The sequence below is a fragment of the Edaphobacter bradus genome (genome assembly GCF_025685645.1).
Classification (GTDB): Bacteria; Acidobacteriota; Terriglobia; order Terriglobales; family Acidobacteriaceae; genus Edaphobacter; species Edaphobacter bradus.
The window spans coordinates 316,071-337,314 of sequence record NZ_JAGSYF010000004.1; the positions used below are offsets into that span (position 1 = coordinate 316,071).

The window sequence follows — 21,244 nt, forward strand, 5'->3', positions numbered from 1 at the left end:
ATGGAGCAGACGAGGACAACAACGCGCGACGGTGAGCAGGGTTTCATGCTGCTGGCGATGATTGTTGCGATCTTCCTGGTCCTGCTGGTGCTGAGTGTTGCGGCTCCTAAGGTCGCGCAGAATCTGCGGCGCGAACGCGAGGTTGAGGCGATTCATCGCGGCAATCAGTACGTGCAGGCGATCCGGCGGTTCTACATCAAGAACGGGAATCATTATCCGACTTCAATGGAGCAGTTGGAGAAGTCGAACAATATCCGCTTTCTGCGCCAAAAGTATGTCGATCCGATGACCGGCAAGGTCGATTGGCGGCTGATCCACTATGGCGAGCAGAAGACCACGGTGAAGGGATTCTTTGGCCAGCCGCTGGCGGGCCTTCCGGGCAGTACGGGTGGGTTGGGGTCGGCCGCGGCGAATTCGTCGGGAATCGGCGCCAACAGCCCGACCGGGTCAACTTCGGCGTATGGATCGTCAACCTCGCCGGGGGGCGGCGGTATTGGCGGTGGCGTTTCCATCGGGACAACACTGGGTGGAGCTAGTGGATCGACTGGCGGTGGATCGACTGGCGGGATTTCGAGTTTTTCGGGTACTTCGGGTTCTTCGGGAAGCTCGGATTCGTCGAGCTCGACGGGCGGGATTACGAGCCAGTCGGCGTCGACGTTTACGGGCGGCGGAGCGCCGTTTGTCGGAGTCGGGATTCCGAAGGACGGCGACTCGATTACGGTGCTGAACGAGCAGACCTCGTACCGGAAGTGGGAGTTTCTCTACGATCCGCTCATCGAGCAGATGGGCGCGAAGGCTGCGCTGCTTGGCGGTGCGCCTGCGAACAGCAGCAGCGGCTTCGGATCGAGTTCGGGCGGGTTCGGGACCGGTTCGGGCGGCTTTGGGACTGGTTCGGGTGGCTTTGGGACAGGTTCGAGCGGGTTCGGGAACACGCCGGGAACGAGTGGATCAGGGACCGGTAGCTCGCCCACGGGCACGACGCCTCCGAGCGGGAGTACTACGCCCCAGCAGTAAGCGGCGCTGCTACCTGTCAGGGCTTGAGGGCGTCTCCGCGGAGCTTGCCGATGCGGCCGTTGGGGCCTACGACGAAGGGGAGCGAGAGGGCGTTCCAGTTCTTGTCGGCGTCGGGTGGGTCGAGCGGGCCGGGTTTGAAGGCAGTCCAGTTTTTGCCGTCGTCGCGGGAGATGTCGGTTCCGTTGGGGCCTACGGTGATCCAGGTATTTGTTTTTGAGTCATAGCCTACTGCGCTGCGGTAGCCGTGGGGTGGGGTGGTTGCGGCGGTCCAGGTCCAGCCCCCGTCGTTAGCTGAGAATGCAGCCGTACCTATACCCACGTCGGATTTCGCATAGTCGCCACCGACAGCAACGAGGTGCCAATATGCACCGAATCCGCAATCCTGACAAGGAGAGCCAGTAAACCGGAGGGCAAGTGCGAATGCTCCCGCGCTATCTGCTCCTGCTGCAACGGGAATCCTGCGAGGGCTCCAATCCGGATGTGGCCAGCCGGGTAATCCTCGTCCATATCGAGCTTTTGAATGCGATGGGCCTTCCCATCGTTCAAACAGAAACGCTCCGTCTTTGCCGCCCGTCACGAAACCCGGAAAAAAATCCACGCCGGGGCCTCGCGTATCCCCATTGCCGCGATCGGCTTTGCCTAACGAGCTATTGCTGGCTGCGAAAGCTCCGAGTGACATCCCGTGCAAATGCAATGACCGGCTCTGATCCTGGTGCCAACTGGTCCCGCCGTCCTTTGTTTCAAAGACAGCGAATCGATCATCGACTGGATCGCCAATCAACATCCCTTCGCCGTTGAGGGCCTTCATCCAGAATGCATCCCAGAAGCCTTCTTTGTCTGGGTTGGTGAAGACGAGTTTCCAGGATTTGCAGCCGTCGGTAGTTTTGTAGAGGCGGGAGAGGTCTCCTTTGCCTGAGGACATGACGATGGCGGTGTTTTCGTCGAAGGCCTGGATACCGCGGAAGTCGAGGTGTTCGGCTCCGGGTGGGGTGGTGCAGGTCTGCCAGAGGTAGCCTCCGTCTTCGGTGCGGAGGACGGTGCCGTTGGTTCCGCTGGCCCAGGCGACTCCTCCGCCTGCGTTGTGGATTCCGCGCAGGCTTGCGGTGGTGTGGGAGTCCTGGAGGTCCCATTGGGCGCGAAGGGTTGTGGGGAGGAGGCAGAGGCCCAGTACGAAAAGCAGATTCCTCCGCTGCGCTGCGGAATGACAAGCGAAAAACGAACTCAGCATCGTGCTCGCAGTGTACGGTACCGGGATGTGGGTGCTGGCTGGCATCTTTGGTCCTTTCGGTTAGGGGTATCCCTCCCCTGTTTTTGTGCAAAATATTCAATCTATTTGAGTTATCCTCGGACTTCCTGTGCAAAATATTCCATCTAAAAGAGTTATTTTCAAAGTATAGAAAATAAAATAGATAGGCCCGGGATCTCTCCCGGGCCTTTTCTTTCTGGTTCTATTTTAGCGGATGAAGGGGAACTGTTCTGCCACTTGTATGTGGCTTGTTTTTATTAGGTTAGGTGGTTATGGGGCTTGACATGCGATTTGCTGAGGAATTTGGCGGAGAGACTTGTAAGTGCCTTGAATACATGTGGTTGGGCTTCATCGTGGAGCTCAAGGCGTAAAGCGTACCTCAGCGGCTAAAGCCGCACTAAAACCAGAGCATTTGCGGCACGGCTGAAGCCGTGCCCTTAAGCAAAACCGGTTTTTTCAGCACACTCTGAAGCCTTGGGGCACCAAGCTGCAGTTGCCAACTGCAACGGCAACAGCAACAGCAACAGCAACACCAGATTCCTCCGCGCTGCTGCGGAATGAAACCAGGACAGCACTGCAAACTGATCGCGTATTGGAGTGGATAGGTATAGTTGGGGGACACAGCTTTGCGTTTTAGGAGAACTGAATGAGGCAGATCGTTGCCGCGTTTTTTGTGGCGGCTGCAGTGACGGCGATGGCGCAACAGGCACCCAATCAAGCGTGGATTGCGAAGAGTAATGGCTATACCCGGATTCTGTTGGATGTGCAGTTGAAGCATCGTCCGGAGCGCGGATCGCGGCAGGGGCTGGTGCAGTTCGACAAACTGATCAGCAATCCGACGCTGGCCGATGAGATGGCCGAGCGGAAGGAGCTTGAGGCAGTTCTGGCGAAGCTGAAAGCGCAGCTGGAGAAGGAGACGGACAGGAATGTCGTTCAGGACCTGGAGATACTGCAGAAGCATTTCAACCTGCAGTTCCGGCAACAGGACTACGGGCTGGCGCATGATGTTCCGTTCTTCAATGCGAGCCAGGCGGTGTTCGGTGGACTGAGGGGACTGCTCGATGACCAGGTGGCCGCGGAACGCCGGCCTGATGCCGTGGTGCGGCTACGCAAGTACGCGGGCGTGGAACCGGGCTTCAAGCCGTATACGGAGCTGCTGAAGCAGCGGGAGATGGAGCAGATTGCCAAGCCGGGAGTGCTCTATCCGTCGAAGACCGAAGTGGAGACGGAACTCGGGCGCAACCAGAACTATGTGGACGGGATCGCGGCTCTGTTTACGAAGTACAAGCTGACGGGGTGGGAGGAGCCTTACGCGAAGTTGAAGACGGAACTCGAGGAGTATGACGCGTGGGTGAAGGTGACGATTCTGCCCAAGGCGCGGACGGACTTCCGGCTTCCACCTGAAGAGTATGCGTTGAACTTCGAAAGCTACGGGATCGATATTCCTCCAGCACAGATTGCATCGATGGCGCACAAGGCGTTTGCGGAGTACCAGGCGGAGATGGCTCCGCTGGCGGCGCAGATTGCGAAGCAGCATGGATGGGCTTCGAGCGATTATCGCGACGTGATCGCGGAGCTCAAAAAGACGCAGATTACTGGCGATGCGATTCTGCCGTTTTATGAGAAGCGGCTGCATGAGATCGAGGCGGTGATTCGGGACAAGAACCTGGTTACGCTGCCGGACCGTCCGGCAATTATCCGGCTGGCGACAGCGGCAGAGACGGCGCAGCAGCCGGCGCCGCATATGACGCCTCCGCCGTTCCTGCACAACACGGGGCAGAGGGGGGAGTTTGTGCTGCCGCTGAACATTCCTTCGGCCACGGGGGGCGCAGAGGACAAATATGACGACTTCACCTTCGATGCTGTGGCGTGGACGCTGACGGCGCATGAGGCGCGGCCGGGGCATGAGTTGCAGTTCGACTCGATGGTGGAGCATGGAGTGAGCCAGGCGCGGGCACTGTTTGCGTTCAACTCGACCGATGTCGAGGGCTGGGGCTTGTACGCGGAGTACATCACGAAGCCGTACATGCCGCGGGAGGGGCAGTTAATGTCGCTGGACCTGCGACTGCTGAGAGCGGCGCGGGCGTTTCTCGATCCGGAGCTGCAGTCGGGGAAGGTGACGCCGGCAGATGCGTATCGGGTGCTGGAGAAGGACGTGGTGCTCTCGCATGCGTTTGCGACTGAAGAGGTGGAACGGTTTACCTATCGCGCTCCAGGGCAGGCGAACAGCTATTTTTACGGCTATACGAGGCTGCTTGAACTGCGCAAAGAGACCGAAGCCGCGCTGGGGACGAAGTTCGACCAGAAGAGGTTCCATGACTTCATCCTGGCGCAGGGTCTGCTGCCGCCTGACCTGATGCGAAAGGCTGTGATGGAGGAGTTCATCCCCTCGCAGAAGTAAGACGCCGCCGGATGGAGTACTGCACAGGTCTCAGAATCGAGACCTGTGCAGCCGACTGTCCATGGCTGGGGGGCCGCAGGCTCCAGAACGCGAACCCTGGGCTTACGATAGATGGCTACGCTTTGGCTTGCCAGAGGGCGATGGCGGCTCCGGTGGGGTCGACGAGGACGGACATCCAGCCGTGACCGGGTACCTCCTGATTGTTGACGATGACCTTCGCGCCGAGCGAGGTGGCCTTGTCGGTTGCGGTCTTGATGTTGTCGACGCCGATGTAGGGGAGCCAGGCGGTGGGGGCTCCGGCCATGGTGTACATGCCGCCGCCGGGGCCGGTGTCGGGCTTGAAGAGCGAGTAGACGCCCATGGGCATGGGGTTGTCCTCGAAGGTCCAGCCGCAGAGCTGGCCGTAGAAGTCCTTGGCTTTGGCGAGGTCGGGAGTGTTGAGCTCGAGATGAACGAAGGGCTGTGGCATGAGAATTCCTTTCTCGGGGGGATTGAGAGCGGAATCATGCTACTCGCTGGGATAGGCGTTTGTGTGTCAAGGTAGGGTGAAATTCTGAGGATTTGTGACAGAGTTAGTGGGCTCCGGCGGGGCCTTTGCCGGGCGTGACCTTCTTGAGGGTCCAGACGACGATGACGCAAAGGAAGCAGAGGACCGAGAGCCAGCGGAAGACGTCGACGAAGGCCCAGTTGGAGGCCTGGCGCTGCAGTTGCTGGTACATGGTGGTCTGGGCGGGAGCAGCGGCGTTCGAGTGACCGTACCATCCGGTGAGGAACTGAGTGACCAGTTGGAGGGAGTTCTGGAACTGCTGGCCGGAGCGCGGGACGGAGTTGATGATCAGGTTCTGGTGGACGGCGCTGCGGCGGGTGAGGAGGGTTTGTGCGAGTGAGATTCCGATGGAGCCTCCGATGTTGCGCATGAGGTTGAAGAGGCCGCTGGCGTTGCCGATCTGGTCGTTGCGGAGGGTTCCGTAGGCGGCGTTGTTGATGGGCACGAAGACAAAGCTGAGTCCGAAGCCGGTGATGAGGATGGGAAGAACGAGCGTGGTGGGGGAGATGTCGAGGGTGACGTTGCCGAAGTAGAGGGTGGTGAGGCCGAAGATTCCGAAGCCGAAGGTCATCAGGTAGCGGGCTTCGACTTTATTAGTGAGGTAGCCGATGATCGGCGTGCCGCAGATAGCTCCGATGCCGCGGGGAGCGACGACCAGGCCAGCGGTGAAGGCGGTGTAGCCGAGGAGCTCCTGAAAGTAGAGCGGGAGGACGGTGATGGTGGAGTAGATGGCGAGGCCGAAGAGGAGGATAAGGGCGCAGCCGATGGCGAAGTTGCGGTTCTTCAGGACCTTGAGATCGACTAGCGGGGCCTTGCATGTCCAGGAGCGGCGGACCCACCAGATGAAGGCGGTGATCATGGCGAGGAAGGCCCAGCGAAGCCAGAGGGCTCCGAACCAGTCGTCCTCCTGTCCCTTGTCGAGGATGACCTGGAGGCATCCGGTCCAGACGACGAGCGTTCCGAAGCCGATCTTGTCGAAGGCGGAGGCTTTGGCTTCGCTGATGTGCTTGGGGTCGTGGATGAATCGGTTCATCATGAAGAGCGCGAGGATGCCGACGGGGATGTTGATGTAGAAGGCGTAGCGCCAGGAGTAGGTATCAGTGAGCCAGCCGCCGAGAGTGGGGCCAAGGACGGGAGCGACGACGACTCCGAAGGCGAAGACGGCCATGGCGGCTCCGCGCTTGGCCGGCGGGAAGGATTCGAGGAGGATGGCCTGGGAGAGCGGCTGAAGGGCTCCGCCGCCTGCTCCCTGGATGACGCGGGCGAGGAGTATGAAACCGAGGGTGGGGGCTGCACCGCAGGCGAAGCTGGCGATGGTGAAGATGGTCACGCAGGACATGAGGAAGCGCTTGCGGCCGAAGCGCAGCGAGAACCAGTTGCTGGCGGGAAGGACGATGGCGTTCGCGACGAGGTAGCTGGTGAGGACCCAGGTGGCCTCGTCGTTGGAGGCGGAGAGCGAACCGGCGATGTAGGGCAGGGCTACGGAGGCTATGGCGGTGTCGAGCACCTCCATGAAGGTGGCCAGCATGACGGCCATGGCGATGAGCCAGGGATTGACTCCGTGGGTGGTCTCGGAGGTCGGGTTGAGGGTTGCGGTTGCCTGCGCCATTGCAGGAGCCGATCCTTTCTGAGTGAGGGCGGTTTCAGAGTAGGTGGCGAAACTGAGAGCAGTGGTCTAAGCAGTATAGGTACAGGTTTGCGGTTCGAGGAGTCCTGCAGTTTTAAAAAAAAGCGGCACACCTGTCAGGAGGAGTTCAGGTGTGCCGGGGGGAAGGATTTCAGGGTGGAGAACTACTGCGAAATGTTGGACAGGGCCGGGTTGTAGTGGCCAGTGGGGTAGAAGTTTGTCAGGGCAGGGTCGGGCATGTTGACGGCTGCGTAGGCCTGGCGGGAGACGGGCCGGGCGTAGTGCGGGACCGGAGCGTGCCGCAGGGTGGGGATACGGTGAACTTCGAGGCTCTCGATGCGGCGGCTGGCGGTGAGAGTGGTGTCGGGTGAGGGCTGCTGCTGGCCGAGGCTGGCGGAGAGGCTGGAGGAGTTGCAGCCGGCAAGAAGACCGGCGATTAGTCCAGCTAGTCCGAGAGAGGCAACTTTAAGAAGACGGCGTGGGAGGCGGCGGGGTGATCGTGAGGGTCTTGAGGTGGGCATCGGGATGCTCCATGAAGCAGAATTTGTTCAAAATGCAGGACTTCAGAGGCGATACAGGCGGAAGAGTAACTTTCTTGGTTCATGGGCGCAATGACTCGATGGTGGCAGACGGGCGATGAAGACTTTTAGCAATCCGGCACGCGGATTGCGTTGGACGATTGTGCTGGACGACCTGCCGTGGGGGAGGAGGGAACTATTGACGGGTGAAGGCTCCCTGGTAGAAGCCGCTGGCACAGGAAGAAGTTGAGGAGGCTACGTAGATGCTGAAGTCCATCCCAGGCGAGAGACCGACGACTGCGATAGCGTCAGATGGAGCAGGGAGAGAGTAAGCAAACTTGAGGAATGGCCCTGTGATCATGCCGGTCAGCGTCGATGAAAGGGTACAGCCGGAGGAACTGAAGGTGATGCTGCCGGAGAGAGGGAATTGGCCGTCCGCGTTGGCGGGAGATTGCGTAAGGATGATCGTTGTCGGGCCGCTGACAGACCGGTCGGAAGAGTAGAGCGTGCCGGTGAAGGTTCCTGTGATGGGCGGAACGAATTCGGCACCGATGGTAGAGGAGGCTACAGCGCAGGGTCCGCCGATGACCTGAGCAGTGCCGTTGGCCGAGCTTACGGTGCTGCCAATGGTGCTCAAGGGGAGCTGGATCTTGAGCGTAGCAACGCTGCCGGAAAAAGATGCCGAGGTGAGGGTGAGCAGATTGTTGGAGTCGATCGAACCGGTAAAGGGAATGTCCTGGTTAGCCGGAATGCAGGGCGGCGAGGATTGGGGGTCATTGATCCGAAAGATGCCGGAGGCAGTGGAACCCTGAATGGTGAGGGCTCCTAGAAACTGAAAGATGGGATTGCCAGTGGAGGGCTGAGCGAGGTTCATACTCCAGTTTCCAGAGATGCTGTCGAAGGCTGGGGTAGTTGGGGTAGAGGGGCCGGAGATTGGAGGTGTGGAGACCGAGGAGCTAGTGCCGCAGCCTATGAGGAGAGCCGAGACCAGAACGAGAGGTAGAAGTACTTGGGTTTTTGTTGTGGGCATCTCAAACAAGGGCATTTTGACAGCCCGATAGTAGGGGAGCCCCTATGGCGTGTCAAGTGTAAGTATTGGGAAATAAGGGTGATAGCTCGATGTGGGCAGTGTGAAACTTATTTAAGGTCTGAAACATCAGATAGGTTGACAATAAGTGACTCAAGGTGAGAGTCTTGGGTTAGTTAATTTGGTGGGCTTCGGCCCTGATGGGGTGCTTGAGATGGCAAAGATTATTGGTATTGACTTAGGAACCACGAACTCGTGCGTGGCCGTGATGGAAGGCGGCGAGCCGAAGGTGATTCCGAATGACGAGGGCGGGCGCACGACGCCGTCAATCGTTGCGTTTACGAAGAGCGGGGAGCGTCTGGTGGGCCAGGTGGCCAAGCGGCAGGCGATCACGAACCCGGAGAACACGATCTACTCGATCAAGCGTTTTATGGGCCGCCGCTTCAATGAAGTGAACGACGAGATGAAGATGGTGCCGTACAAGGTGGTCCAGCAGGGCGACCATGTGGCGGTGAGCGCGCAGGGCAAGGATTACACCCCGCCTGAGGTCTCGGCGATGATCCTGCAGAAGCTGAAGAAGGCGGCTGAGGATTATCTGGGGACGACGGTGACGGAGGCCGTGATTACGGTTCCGGCGTACTTCAACGACGCGCAGCGCCAGGCTACGAAGGATGCAGGAAGGATCGCCGGGCTCGACGTCAAGCGCATTGTGAATGAGCCGACGGCAGCGGCTCTGGCTTATGGCCTCGACAAGAAGAAGGACGAGACGATCGCCGTGTATGACTTCGGCGGCGGTACGTTCGATATCTCGATCCTTGAGGTTGGCGAGGGCGTGATTGAGGTGAAGTCGACCAATGGCGATACGCACCTTGGCGGCGACAACCTTGACCAGAGGATTGTTGACTGGCTGATCTCCGAGTTCAAGAGCGAGTCGGGTCTTGACCTGACCTCGAAGGGCAATGAGATGGCGCTGCAGCGGCTGAAGGATGCCGCGGAGCGCGCGAAGATTGAGCTTTCGACGGCGCAGGAGACAGAAATCAATCTGCCGTTCATTACTGCGGACGCTAGCGGGCCGAAGCACCTGGTTCGCAAGCTGACGCGGGCGAAGCTGGAGAGCCTGGTCGATGATCTGCTGCAGAAGTCGGTTGGGCCGTGCAAGCAGGCGTTGAAGGATGCGGGCGTGGACGCGAGCAAGATCGATGAGGTCGTGCTGGTCGGCGGGCAGACTCGTATGCCGAAGATCCAGCAACTGGTGAAGGAGCTGTTTGGCAAGGAGCCGCATAAGGGTGTGAATCCGGATGAGGTCGTCGCGATTGGCGCGGCGGTGCAGGCCGGCGTGCTGGCTGGCGATGTGAAGGACCTGCTGCTGCTGGATGTGACTCCGCTGACACTGTCGATTGAGACGATGGGCGGCGTGGCGACTGGGATGATCCAGCGGAACACGACGATTCCGACGAAGAAGACGGAGACGTTTTCGACGGCGGCGGACTCGCAGACCGAGGTCGAGGTGCATGTGCTGCAGGGCGAGCGTCCGATGGCGGCGCAGAACCGGACTCTGGGCAAGTTCAAGCTCTCGGGGATTCCGCCAGCTCCGCGTGGCATACCGCAGATCGAGGTGACCTTCGATATCGACGCGAACGGCATCCTGAACGTCACGGCGAAGGACAACGCGACGGGCAAGGACCAGAAGATCACAATCACGAGCTCTTCGGGCCTGAGCAAGGAAGAGGTTGAGCGCATGGCGAAGGAGGCTGAGGCTCACGCTGGCGAGGACAAGGCGAAGCGCGAGGAGGTTGAGGCTCGCAATCAGCTCGACTCGATGGTCTACAACGTCGAGAAGATGCTGAAGGACTCGGGCGAGAAGGTTGCGGCTTCGGACAAGACCGACGTTGAGAGCGCGCTGGAAGAGGCGAAGAAGACGCTGGCCGGAACTCCGAGCGCAAGTGAGCTGAATGCGGCGAAGGATCGTCTAACGACTGCGAGCCACAAGCTGGCTGAGGCGATGTACAAGGCGACCTCGGCGGCTGGCACCGACGGCGCGGCCTCGGCTGGCGCTGCTGCCGGAGCGCACGAAGAGGCGAAGAAGGACGAAGGCGTAATCGACGCCGAGTACGTGGATGTAGACGAGAAGAAGTAAAGCAACTCAGTTGTTCGTTGCGGGTTATTAGTTGCAGTAGATTTTCCGGGCGCTCCTCGCAAGTTGTTGGGAGCGCCCTTCTGTATAAAGCGACGGGAGGTGCGTCATGACGAACATGGTATGGAAGTGCGAGCAATGGTTCGGGGGAAAGATGCAGGCCCAGCAGGTCTTCACGAGCGAGGACCAGGCAAGAGAGTTTGCACGGAGGTTGTCCGGGGTGGCTCCTGAGCTCGTGTTGAAGATTGAGGCTATGCCGATTCAGCAGGTGTGGAACTGAGGGAGGAGAAAGTTGAAGGCAGAAATTGTAGGTATGAAGTTTCGCGCAGCTTCATTTACTTGTCCGTTCTGTCTTGTCAATTCACAGCAGGGTTGGCATCAGGCGATTGATACATCTCGCGGTTCACCGGGGCAGCCGGTAGAGGGACTTCTTACCGGAAAATGTCTTAACTGTCAGGAACGAACTGTTTGGTATCGCGACACGTTGGTCTTCCCAAAAGCGGAATCGACAGCTCCCCTTTCTACCGATCACATGCCTGATGACGTAAAGGTAGTTTTTGAGGAGGCTCGAAATGTTCTTTCTATTTCTCCTAGATCTGCATGCGCGTTACTCCGGCTCTGCATTCAGAAGATATGTATTCATAAAGGTCAGTCTGGCGAAAACCTGAACAAAGACATAGGGAATTTAGTGATTGATGGGCTATCTCCACAAACTCAAAAGGCTCTAGATGTAGTTCGCGTAATCGGAAATAATTCTGTTCATCCAAAAGACATCATTGAGGGGGATACGGACGAGATTGCGCGATATATGTTCGAGGTCGTGAATTCGATCGTGGATGATTTATTTGGCAGAGAAGAGCGCCTTCGTAAGGCATACGCCGGACTACCTCAATCTGTACTAGAAGCAATCGAAAGGCGAGATCGAACGGCAAATATAAAGGACACTGTGAATGCCGGAGGGGAATGAGATTCATCGCTGGGCCGAGCGTCATGCGGCGGCGTTTGCTGGCAAGGTGGTTCGGGCAGATGGGCCACAGGGACGCTTTGCCGATGTGGATGTGATTGATGGCCGCAGGCTTGAGCGCGTGATGGCTGTTGGCAAGCACCTGGGGTATGACTTCGGGAAGGATCGGATTCTGCATGTGCATCTTGGATTGCAGGGCGACTTCACGGAGGGCTCCGGGTCGCTGCCTGCGGTGAAAGGCGCGCTGCGGCTGCGTATGTGGAATGCGGCGGCGATCAAAAAGCCGGCGGTGCCGGGTGTGAGCAAGCGGCATGCGTGGTACTCGGAGGATGACGGGACAGGGCATATCGAGCCGAACAAGGTTGCGTGGGTTGAGCTGCGCGGGCCGATGGACTGCTCGATCTACACGCAGAAGAAGTGGGATGAGTTGGTAGAGCGGCTGGGGCCCGATCCTCTGAACGGCGACGGGCCGGACAGGATGATCGCAAAGGTTGCGAAGAGCAGGAAGCCGATCGGCGAGCTGCTGATGGACCAGTCGGTGGCCGCGGGAGTGGGGAACATCCTGCGCGCGGAGCTGCTGTTTCGTGCGCGGCTGAGCCCGTTTGTTGCGGGGAAGGATGTTCCGGAGAAGACGCTGCGGGCGATGTGGAAGGATCTGGCTCCGCTGATAAGGGCGGGGATGGCTGATCGGAGGATTGTGACGACGAAGCCGAAGGACAGGCCGCATAAGACGGGAGCCGTGCTGAAGGAAGAGGCTCATTATGTGTATCGGCGGAATGGGCGGCCCTGTTTTGTGTCGGGGACCACGGTGATGAAGAAGGAGATGGCAGGGAGGAATCTGTTCTGGTGCCCGACGTGCCAGGCGGAGTGAGTTGGAGGCTTTTCCGGTGCGGAAGAACCCGTGCCGGTTGCAGAATGGTAAGAGGCTATGGCGACACAGACTAAGGATTACTACGGGACTCTCGGGGTCAAGAAGACGGCGACGGCGGAGGAGATTCGCAAGGCGTTTCGGAAGGCCGCGCGCAAGTATCACCCGGATGTGAATCCGGGCGACAAGAAGGCCGAGGAGAAGTTCAAGGAGATCTCCGAGGCGAACGATGTGCTGAGCGACGAGAAGAAGCGGAAGATCTATGACCAGTTCGGCTTCTACTCGGACAACATCGACCCGGCGGCTGCGGAGGCAGCGGCCCGAGGAGGGTATTCGGGTGGTGGATTTCCAGGCGCGGGCGCGGGTGGACGCGGTGGCGCTCAGGAGGTTCCGTTCGACTTTGGTGGGTTTGACTTCTCAGACTTCACGACGGGCGGGGGACATCAGCAGCAGGGCGGCGGCTTTGGCGGGAGCTTTCGCGACATCTTCAGCGGAATGTTTACGGGCGGCGGCCATAAGGCGCGCGGACCGGAGCCGGGGACCGACCTCGAGTACCAGATCAGTGTGGACTTCTGGACGGCGGTGCGCGGCGGTGTGACGAAGCTTGAGATTACGCGGCAGGAGGTCTGCCCGACTTGCAAAGGCAAGTCAACGACGGGCGGGAGCGCGGAGTGTCCGGAGTGCCATGGCACGGGCCAGGTGACGCAGATGGGCGGGAGGATGAAGTTCAACATCCAGTGCCCGCGGTGCGGCGGCTCGGGCAAGGTGCATCATGCGTGTTCGACGTGCCACGGCGAGGGTGTGGTGACGAAGAAGGAGCAGCTCGAGTTTCGTATCAAGCCGGGGACGAGAGACGGCCAGCGGATTCGGTTGGCAGGCAAGGGCAATGCCGGATTGAACGGCGGGCAGCCGGGCGATCTGTACCTGATCATCAAGGCGGGGACGCATCCGGTGTTTACACGGGTGGGCGACGATATTCATGTAACCGTTCCGGTTGCAATTGCAGAGGCGGCGCTTGGAGCGAAGATCGAAGTCCCGACGATTGATGGACGGACGCAGTTGAAGATTCCGCCGGGGACACAGAGCGGGCAGAAGCTCAGGATGCGTGAGAAAGGTGTGCCGAGCGCTGCGCGTGAGGGCGTCCGTGGGGACGAGATCGTCGAGGTGAAGCTTGTCGTGCCGAAGGTGCAGGATGAGCGGTCGAAAGAGATTCTGCGCGAGCTGGCGAGGCTGAATCCGGAGGATCCGCGAGAGGAGCTGTTCGCTAAGGCTTAACAAGGCCACGACCGCGGAAGACAGGGATGGACGCGGATCAGGTCGGCCCCTGTTCACGAAGAAATGTTCGGAATGACATCAGATATTTGCACAAGAAATGGTGCATCCGTTATGGAATTGCCTTAGTACGGAGGTGGTTCCATGCGGCATCTGGCGGGCGGGCTGGTGTTGGCGGGTGCGGTGTGTTTTGTTGGCTTGCGGGGTGCGCGGGCTGAGGAACCGGTCGCTCCTACGGCCGACGAGATCGTTACGCGGATGATGGCGAAGAACGCGGAGCGGCAGGCGGAGTTGGAGAGCTATACGTCGGAACGGAGGTATCGGGTGGAGTACAAGGGGACGGGCGGGGAGCATCATGCCGAGATTGTGGTGCGGGCGGAGTATCTGGGTTCGGGTCAAATGGGGGCGGGGCAGAAGCGGCTGACGGTCGTTGAGGAGTCCGGGTCGAAGATGATCTGCGAGCGGGTGCTGCGCAAGATGGTGGAGAGCGAGCAGGAGGCTTCGGAGAAGGCGAACCGGATGCAGATGATGCTGTCTCCCGAGAATTACAACATCGAGCTGGTGGGGCAGGAGCCGGTGGATGGTGTGCGGGCGTGGGTGCTACAAGTTTCGCCGAAGGTGGCGAGCACGTTTACCTATCGCGGGCGGGTGTGGGTGAGCGAGGACGACTACGCGGTGATGCGGGTGCAGGGCGAACCGGCGAAGAGTCCGTCGTGGTGGATCAGCTGGGCGAGCTTTGACTGGAGATACGAGCGGCATGGCGAATTCTGGCTGCCGGAGAAGAGCGTGGCGGCGAGCCATGTGCGGATCGGCGGAGACGCGAGGCTGATGATCGAGTACGGGACGTATCAGGTCATTGCGAAGGGTGAGAAGCGGGCAACGACGACTACGGCTCAGCTTATTGGTGCGGGGTTCAATCAATAGGGACGAAACGGTAGATTTATACCGTTTCGGGCTAATCTTGAGCAGTAACTCAAGATCGATATGAGGTTGAAGGATTTTGCCAGGAGAGACAGAGCGGTTCGACTTTGAGGGAACGCTGTTCGAATGGAATCGCGCGAAGGCAGCGTCTAATCTGCATAAGCACGGCGTGAGTTTTGGTGAGGCGGCGACCGTATTCGGAGATGAGGATGGCCTTTTGATCGGCGATCCGGATCATTCGGAAGATGAATCAAGATTCCTGCTTGTTGGACGGTCACGGCTTAGGCGATTATTGGTAGTAGTCTTAGTGGAACGAAGCGAGCGGGTACGAATCATCAGCGCGCGTCGAGCGACCCTTAGGGAAAGGAAGGCATATGAAGAAGGCTGTCAAGATTGACGCGGATGAGATGCGGGCTGAGTATGACTTCTCCAAGGGTGTGCGGAATCCTTACGCTGCCAAGTTTGCGAAGGGGAGCAATCTTGTGTTGATTGAGCCGGAGCTGTTTAAGGCGTTTCCCAGCGAGGAAGCGGTGAATGACGCTTTGCGGATCTTGCTGAAGGCCGGCGCACAGGCAATGAGGACCAAGCCGCAGAAGAAGGCGAGTTAGATTGGCCATGGCTACGAAGCGGAAGAACAAGGGCGCATATATGATCTCCGCGGTTGCCGAGATGTACCAGATTCATCCGCAGACGCTACGGCTGTATGAGCGCGAGGGGTTGCTGCGGCCTTCGCGCAGCGAGGGGAATACGCGGCTCTATACCGATGAGGACCTGGAGCGGCTGGAGTTCATCCTGAACCTGGCGCGCGATCTGGGGGTGAATATCGCGGGGATCGCGATTGTGCTGCAGATGCGCGAGCGCATGGAGGAGATGAACCGGCAGATGCAGGAGTTCGTCGACTACGTTCGGACGGAGATGCTGTCGCGGATGCAGCACCAGCAGCCTCCAACGGCAGGGCTGGTTCCGCTGCGGCGACCGGTGGTGATGCCGAAGAAGAAGTAGCGGCTTAGCGATGCGGGGCGCTTGGATTTGGCGGGACCGGCGTGATTCTTCCTGGGATAAACTTGATGGCTGGCTGGTGAGTTTTGGACCTGGCATGGTGCGATGAGTTTGTTCCTTCGGATACTCTTCTGGGTTGCGGCGGTCGGTTCCGTCACTTCGACGATCTACCTGCTGATGGTGGTGATCGCGGCGGTACGGTTCTGGCTGCGCCGGCGGCGTGATGATCGCGTGGGGGAGTTTCTGCCTCCGCTGAGCGTGCTAAAGCCGCTTCATGGGAAGGAGCCGGGGCTCGAGAAGAATCTTGAGTCGTTCTTCACGCAGGACTATCCGGAGTTTGAGCTGCTGTTCTGCGCGCGGCATGAGACGGACGAGGGATTGCGGCTGGCGCAGGCCGTGGGCGCGCGTCATCCGCAGGTGCAGGCTCGGTATCTGACGTGTGGAGAGCCGCAGTATCCGAACGCGAAGATGTATTCGCTGGGTGTGATGGCGGAGGCGGCTCGCAACGAGCACATGGTGACGAGTGACGCGGATTCCCGAGTAGAGCGGGATCTTCTGCGGAGGGTAGTGCAGTCGCTGGCGGATCCGAAGCTGGCGCTGGCGTCGTGTCTGTACCTGGGGACGGCGGACGTGCCTAATCTGGCGACGCAACTGGACGCGGTGGGCAAGAGCGTCGAGATGGGCTCGGGCGTGCTGGTGGCGGACATGGTGGAGGGCGGCACGAAGTTCGCGCTGGGAGTGGTGGTAGTGCAGCGGAGAAAGGCCTTCTACGATGCCGGTGGATATGAGGACCTGGGGCAGTATCAGGCGGAAGATTATGTGATGGGCAAGCGGCTGGCGGAGCAGGGGCAGGGAGTGATCATGGCTCCGCAGGTGATTCGGCTGGTGGTGCCGGAGACGTCGTTTGCGGCGTCGTTTCGCAATCAGTTGCGGTGGATGCAGAGCACGCGCAGATCGCGTCCTGCGGGACATCTGGGGACGGGGCTGACGTTCAGCGTTCCGTTCGGGCTTTTGGGGCTTGCGTGGGGAGTTCTCACGGGACGGCCTGAGCTGGGTGCGCTATGGCTGCTGGGAAGCTGCGTGAACCGGTGGGTGCAGGCTGGCGTGATGCTGAAGGCCCTGGGAGAGCCGAGGTGGGTTTGGCAGGCGCTGATCTATCCTCTGCGGGATTTGCTGGGCTGGGTGATCTGGTTTGTGAGCTATTTGCCTGCGAAGGTGCACTATCACGGCGGACAGTATCTGATCACGCCGGACGGGCGGTATAAGCAGGTTCCTTAAGGGGTTTGCGACTGCTGCGGAGCCGTCGACGTCTCGAAAAGACGAACGCAAAGTGCGCGAAGTTTTTCGCGGAGTGCGCAAAGTTGGTTGTCCTGTCGTCGTTGCATTCGGCCGACTGCTCAATAAAAACGAGAAGAAGTTTACTGATTTGAGAGCAGGGTCTTGCCGCCTGCAGACGCGAGCCTGTGGGTCGCGCCGTAGGGGGCGAGGTCGCGGGTGCGGGCGGTGGGGTTGTTGGTGAAGAGGAAGATGCGGCGTGGGCCTGACCAGAGCTGGCGGAGGCTGGCTTCGGTCTCGAAGATGTGTGGGGCGTCCGGCCAGAATGAGCCGTACCAGAGGCCGTTGACATCTCCGTTGATGAGGTGAACCTGCTGACGAGTGTAGAAGACGAGAGTGGAGCCAGAGGTGAGCTCGCCGTCGAGGAGGATGAGGTCGTCGGGGCGCGGGCGAGCCTGCTGGACGCCGTCGATGGTCAACGCCAGCCCCTTTGAGCCGAGGATGGGATAGAAGCGCGCGAGGCCCTCATGGGCGGCGAGCAGCGTGACGACCATGGCCGCGGCGAGGGTGAGGTTGGCCGCGAGCGTGAGGCCGCGGCGGCGGAAGAGGTAGCTTCCGAGGCCCATGGCCATCATGCCGATGGCGACGGCGGCGAGCGGTCCGCGGAAGAGTCCCATGGCGGCTCCGGTGAGGTCGAAGAGGTGGCCGAGGGAGAGATTGTAGAACTCTGGGTTCGCTGCAATGAGCGAGGCGATGTCAGTGCCCGGTGCGGAGCGGGGAGCAGCGATGGCGAAGTAGCCACAAACGAGGGCGATGAGCGTGGTAATGGGGGCGAGGAGGTAGAGTGACCACGCGAGGGCGCTTCTGCAGGCGGTGGTGTCGCTTTCGATGGGTGAGTTGCAGAGTGAGAGGTAGTTCGCGGCGGAGATGTTCCGCGAGGCTTCGACGGCGGCGTCGGCGCGGGCGAGGAGGCCGGCGGCGAGGAGCGCAAGAGCAGGAAGCGCGGGGAGGTTGTAGTACTCCTGGCGGCTGGAGGCGGTGAAGAAGCCGAGGACGAGGGCAGCCCAAAGCAGGAGAGAGAGCGAGGCTTCGTTTTCGCCGACCCACTGCGATGCGGCGGGGTCGTCGTAGGCGAGACGGGAGCGGTTGCGCAGAGTGCGGACGGCGTTGCGGATTGCTCCGGGAAGGAAGGCCGCCCACGGCATGACCCATATGGCGGAGAGCAGCCAGAAGAGAGGGATGGGGACCTGGCCGTAGTCGTGCGGGATGCGTCGGCCGAGGAAGCGGGCGATGTGCTCGTTGTAGAGATAGAACCAGGCCCAGCCTCCGTGCGCAGGCAGGCCGAGGCCAACGGGCAGGGGAATGGGCGGGGTCCGCAGGGCCGCGAGGATGTGCCACGGAGCCGCAATGGCGAGGAAGACCGCGGCGCTCGAAATGAGATGCAGGCGTGGAAGCAGACGCAGTTGCCGCGTAATGAGCAGGTAGAAGACGGCGAAGCCGACGGGGAAGACGAGGCCGATGAGTCCCTTGGTGAGGACATTGAGGGCCATGACGGCGGCGAAGGCGAGGCAGGGGAAGAGGGAAGACCCGAATATCCTGCGAAACCCAGGTCTCAGATGCGAGACCTGGGGCATCCGGCTGCGCGGCTCCTCAGACTGGACTCTTTCGAGGGCGATGAGGAAGAGGTGGACGCCGAGGGTCATCCAGAGGGCGAGCAGGATGTCCGGGATATAAAAGCGCGTGTAGAGGTAGGGGCCGATGCCGGTGGCCATGGCGAGGGCGGCGTAGAAGCCGCCGCGGTCGGGACTGGAGGCGGGCGAGACGTAGCGGAAGAGGCGGATGCCGAGTGCGTAGACGGCGAGCAGCAGAGCGAGGACAGAGAGCGCAAGGGGAAGACGGGCGGCCCAGTCGTAAGGACCAAAGATGCTCATGGAGCCGGCGGCCATCCAGTACATGAGCGGGGGCTTGTCGAAGAAGCGCACGCCGTTGATATAGGGAGTGACGAAGTTGTGGCGCTGGAGCATCTCGCGCGCGATCTCGGTGTAGATTGAGTCGACGTCGTCGAGAAGGCCGGGAGAGAAGAGGCCGCCGATCTGTAAGACAAACCAAGCGAAGACGAGAATCGCGACCGACCTAGGGCTCCAGTCGCGGATTTTGGACGGAGCTATGGTGGTAGTGGTGGCAGGCCGTAGTGATGGTGTGGCCTCAGCCACCAGAAACGTCTGGGTGGTGGCGAATTGGTCTACTCGAATCGGCAAAGGCGTTTCTCGGAGCGAGGAGAGGTGAGAGCTTTCTGTTTTTACTTTTTTCCTCAACTCTGCGGGGTCAGATGGCCGTTGTCAATGACAAGTTTGGGTAGGTCATCAGGGATGGTCCAGGGGGCGGTCGGTGAAGAGCGCCTTGCCGGAGGTCTCTTCGAGCAGAATCCTATTGTTGCCAAGCAGATGGTCGACTTCGTCGCGCTTTTCAAGCGGTACGAAGAGGATTTTGCGCTCGCCAGTTCCCCATATCCTGAGCAGATCGTTTGAGTTGAGGAAGATGGGAGGCGCGTCAGGGAAGGTGGAGCCGAAGATCATGGAAGATGAGCGTCCGTTGACGAGATCGACGTCTTCTCCTAGATAGAAGGGGATGGAGGAGCCGTAGGACTGGTCGCCGTACATGAGGACCCGGTTGTCGCGGGAGATTAGATGGTCGTCTTCGAGCTCCTGAATCTTTTCGGCGAGGTCCTGAGAGGAGAGCATGGGCGCGAAGCGGACGAAGGCGATGTGCGCGGCGATGAGGAAGACGGCGCTGGTGAGCGCGACGACGATGGTCGAGGCGAGATGGCGGCGGCGAACGCGAAGGATCCACGCGACCGCCGGGCCGATGGCGAAGGCGAGCGCGGCGAGCGAGGCGGGAAGGCGGAGCGCAGCGAAGCTGGGGCCGGTGAGGTCGAAGAAGTGCGACATGGAGAGGGTGTAGTCGCCGACACCGCGGTGGGCGAGCAGGTCTCCGATGTCGGGAACGAAGGGAAGATTGCGCGAGCTCCAAAGGCCGTAGGCGAGCGCCCCCGCCGCGCTGACGCCGACGACTGTAAGGATGGCGTGGGCGATAGTGAGCCAGCGACGGAAGGAGGGGGTTGAGTCGTAGGCGATCTCGGCGCGCGAGAGGGCCGCGGCGATGAGCATGAGCAGCGGAAGGTAGGCGGGGAAGGTGTAGTACTCCTGGTTGGTGGAGATTGAGAAGAAGAGGAGTACGAGAGTGGCGTAGATGGTGAGGAGCAGCGTGGTACGGGTGGCGAAGGTATCGACGGAGTAGCGGACGTAACGGAAGATTCCGCGGTCGATCTCGTCGTGGTGGTCGAGACTCTGGAGCTTGTTAAGCGCGTAGTGCGAGGCGGAGCGGCGCTGGGTGAAGACCTTGAAGCCCTTGATGAAGGCGATAGGAAAGAAGAGGCTCCAGGGAAAGAGCCAGACGAGATGGAGGCTCCAGAAGAGATAGCCGGGGAGCTTGTTGTAGTCCATGGGGTAGCGCTTGCCGAGGAAGCGCAGGAAGTGCTCGTTGACGAAGTAGAACCAGAAGAAGCCGTGGCCGTTCATGCCTCCGGTGTTGCGCAGGCCGGCGAGGATATGCCAGGGAGCCGCGATGAGGAGGAAGAGCAGAAGTCCGGTGACAGGCTTGAGGAGAGCGACGCGGCGGTAGGTTCCGGTCAGGATGACGTAGACGGTCGCTGCTCCGAAGAAGAAGACGAGCGCGACGAGACCCTTGGTGAGTACCGCAAGCGCGAGGGAGACCCACATGCCGTAGGCGTACCAGGCCTTGCGGCGGGAGGGCCGGCGCGTTGCCGAGGCGAAGGAGCCGTATTCGGTCGAGACGACGGTCAGGGACTTGTTGAGCACCGTAAGCAGGCAGTAGAGCGCCGTGCAGAGGAAGAGCGAGAGCAAAACCTCGGGGATGTAGATGCGCGTGAAGAGGAAGACTCCGGCGCAGGTAAGGACGGCGAGGCCGGTGTAGAGCGCGGTGCGGGCGCGAAATGCGCGGTCGGCCCAGAGATAGCCGAGCAGGGCGAGGAGGAGAACTGCGATGGCCTCAGGTAGATGCGCGGCGAAGGTATTGAAGCCGAAGATGCGGAAGCTGAGCGCGTCGAGCCAGTAGGGGAGCGGGGCCTTCTCGAGGTAGCGGATGCCGTCGACCTTGAGGGTGACGAGATCTCCGCTAAGGGCCATGTGACGGGCGGCGTTGGCGTGGGTTCCGTCGGCGTCGTCGAGGATGGACGGCGCGAAGAGGGAGGCAAAGAAGACGACCAGCCAGAGCGAGGCGAGCAGAAGGAGAGCAAAAGGGCGCCGGAGAACGGCCGGGGCAAGGTCGTTTCGTTCAGCGCGCTGGAGGAGGGCTTGTTCTGTCATTGTTAAAGGCACATCTCTTTAAGGATAAATGGGGTTAGAGGATAAA

The 21,244-nt window shown here is 60.3% G+C and carries 19 protein-coding genes; 12 read left to right on the forward strand and 7 right to left on the reverse strand.

The features are described 5' to 3' along the window. Positions 1-1,014 carry a type II secretion system protein gene (locus tag OHL16_RS16340; RefSeq protein ID WP_263368249.1) on the forward strand — a complete coding sequence of 338 codons (1,014 nt, stop codon included), beginning with the start codon at positions 1-3 and terminating at the stop codon, positions 1,012-1,014. A gap of 16 nt (positions 1,015-1,030) precedes the next feature. On the opposite strand, the gene OHL16_RS16345 is transcribed toward OHL16_RS16340, so the two are convergent. Then, positions 1,031-2,287, reverse strand: a complete 1,257-nt coding sequence (locus tag OHL16_RS16345; RefSeq protein ID WP_263368250.1) for a YCF48-related protein — start codon at positions 2,285-2,287, stop codon at positions 1,031-1,033. Between the two features lie 619 nt (positions 2,288-2,906). Between OHL16_RS16345 and OHL16_RS16350 the strand changes: the two genes are divergently transcribed. Continuing rightward, positions 2,907-4,661, forward strand: coding sequence for a DUF885 domain-containing protein (locus OHL16_RS16350; protein WP_263368251.1), 1,755 nt, complete (start codon positions 2,907-2,909; stop codon positions 4,659-4,661). 115 nt (positions 4,662-4,776) lie between these two features. On the opposite strand, the gene OHL16_RS16355 is transcribed toward OHL16_RS16350, so the two are convergent. From OHL16_RS16355 to OHL16_RS16370, 4 genes are all read right to left on the reverse strand, one after another. Next, complete coding sequence (locus tag OHL16_RS16355) at positions 4,777-5,130, reverse strand: VOC family protein (protein WP_263368252.1); 354 nt, start codon at positions 5,128-5,130, stop codon at positions 4,777-4,779. Positions 5,131-5,233: 103 nt separating this feature from the next. After that, positions 5,234-6,817 carry a DHA2 family efflux MFS transporter permease subunit gene (locus OHL16_RS16360; RefSeq protein WP_263368253.1) on the reverse strand — a complete coding sequence of 528 codons (1,584 nt, stop codon included), beginning with the start codon at positions 6,815-6,817 and terminating at the stop codon, positions 5,234-5,236. A 182-nt stretch (positions 6,818-6,999) separates the two neighbouring features. Further along, entirely contained in the window at positions 7,000-7,356 is a 357-nt protein-coding gene (locus OHL16_RS16365) for a hypothetical protein (protein WP_263368254.1), read from the reverse strand. Positions 7,357-7,549: 193 nt separating this feature from the next. Beyond that, the gene (locus OHL16_RS16370) at positions 7,550-8,227 is read right to left on the reverse strand and encodes a hypothetical protein (RefSeq protein ID WP_263368255.1); all 678 of its coding nucleotides are present in this window, start codon (positions 8,225-8,227) and stop codon (positions 7,550-7,552) included. 367 nt (positions 8,228-8,594) lie between these two features. Here OHL16_RS16370 and dnaK point away from each other — a divergent pair, with 367 nt between their 5' ends. The 10 genes from dnaK (at position 8,595) to OHL16_RS16420 (ending at position 16,816) form a co-directional block, all read left to right on the forward strand. Beyond that, positions 8,595-10,517 (forward strand): molecular chaperone DnaK, encoded by a 1,923-nt coding sequence (gene dnaK / locus OHL16_RS16375; RefSeq protein ID WP_263368256.1) that lies wholly within the window; start codon positions 8,595-8,597, stop codon positions 10,515-10,517. 106 nt (positions 10,518-10,623) lie between these two features. Further along, the gene (locus OHL16_RS16380; protein WP_263368257.1) at positions 10,624-10,794 is read left to right on the forward strand and encodes a hypothetical protein; all 171 of its coding nucleotides are present in this window, start codon (positions 10,624-10,626) and stop codon (positions 10,792-10,794) included. A gap of 12 nt (positions 10,795-10,806) precedes the next feature. Beyond that, positions 10,807-11,481, forward strand: a complete 675-nt coding sequence (locus OHL16_RS16385) for a DUF4145 domain-containing protein (protein WP_263368258.1) — start codon at positions 10,807-10,809, stop codon at positions 11,479-11,481. Next, the gene (locus OHL16_RS16390) at positions 11,465-12,349 is read left to right on the forward strand and encodes an Fpg/Nei family DNA glycosylase (RefSeq protein WP_263368259.1); all 885 of its coding nucleotides are present in this window, start codon (positions 11,465-11,467) and stop codon (positions 12,347-12,349) included. Before OHL16_RS16385 ends, OHL16_RS16390 begins: the two co-directional genes overlap by 17 nt. Before the next feature lie 57 nt (positions 12,350-12,406). Then, the gene (locus OHL16_RS16395; protein ID WP_263368260.1) at positions 12,407-13,621 is read left to right on the forward strand and encodes a J domain-containing protein; all 1,215 of its coding nucleotides are present in this window, start codon (positions 12,407-12,409) and stop codon (positions 13,619-13,621) included. A gap of 141 nt (positions 13,622-13,762) precedes the next feature. Beyond that, the gene (locus tag OHL16_RS16400; RefSeq protein WP_263368261.1) at positions 13,763-14,542 is read left to right on the forward strand and encodes a LolA-like protein; all 780 of its coding nucleotides are present in this window, start codon (positions 13,763-13,765) and stop codon (positions 14,540-14,542) included. A gap of 76 nt (positions 14,543-14,618) precedes the next feature. Then, complete coding sequence (locus OHL16_RS16405) at positions 14,619-14,936, forward strand: BrnT family toxin (protein ID WP_263368262.1); 318 nt, start codon at positions 14,619-14,621, stop codon at positions 14,934-14,936. Beyond that, positions 14,914-15,147 (forward strand): hypothetical protein, encoded by a 234-nt coding sequence (locus OHL16_RS16410; RefSeq protein ID WP_263368263.1) that lies wholly within the window; start codon positions 14,914-14,916, stop codon positions 15,145-15,147. The genes OHL16_RS16405 and OHL16_RS16410 overlap by 23 nt, the downstream gene beginning before the upstream one ends. Positions 15,148-15,154: 7 nt before the next feature. Continuing rightward, positions 15,155-15,541 (forward strand): MerR family transcriptional regulator, encoded by a 387-nt coding sequence (locus OHL16_RS16415; RefSeq protein ID WP_263368264.1) that lies wholly within the window; start codon positions 15,155-15,157, stop codon positions 15,539-15,541. Between the two features lie 102 nt (positions 15,542-15,643). Then, a complete protein-coding gene (locus tag OHL16_RS16420) occupies positions 15,644-16,816 on the forward strand; it encodes a glycosyltransferase (protein ID WP_263368265.1) in 1,173 nt (390 codons plus the stop codon). 140 nt (positions 16,817-16,956) lie between these two features. Here the strand turns inward: OHL16_RS16420 and OHL16_RS16425 are convergent, their stop codons facing one another. Next, positions 16,957-18,837 carry an ArnT family glycosyltransferase gene (locus tag OHL16_RS16425; protein WP_396127218.1) on the reverse strand — a complete coding sequence of 627 codons (1,881 nt, stop codon included), beginning with the start codon at positions 18,835-18,837 and terminating at the stop codon, positions 16,957-16,959. A 339-nt stretch (positions 18,838-19,176) separates the two neighbouring features. After that, on the reverse strand, positions 19,177-21,198 hold the full coding sequence (locus tag OHL16_RS16430; protein WP_263368267.1) for an ArnT family glycosyltransferase: 2,022 nt from the start codon (positions 21,196-21,198) through the stop codon (positions 19,177-19,179). Between the last annotated feature and the right edge of the window lie 46 nt (positions 21,199-21,244).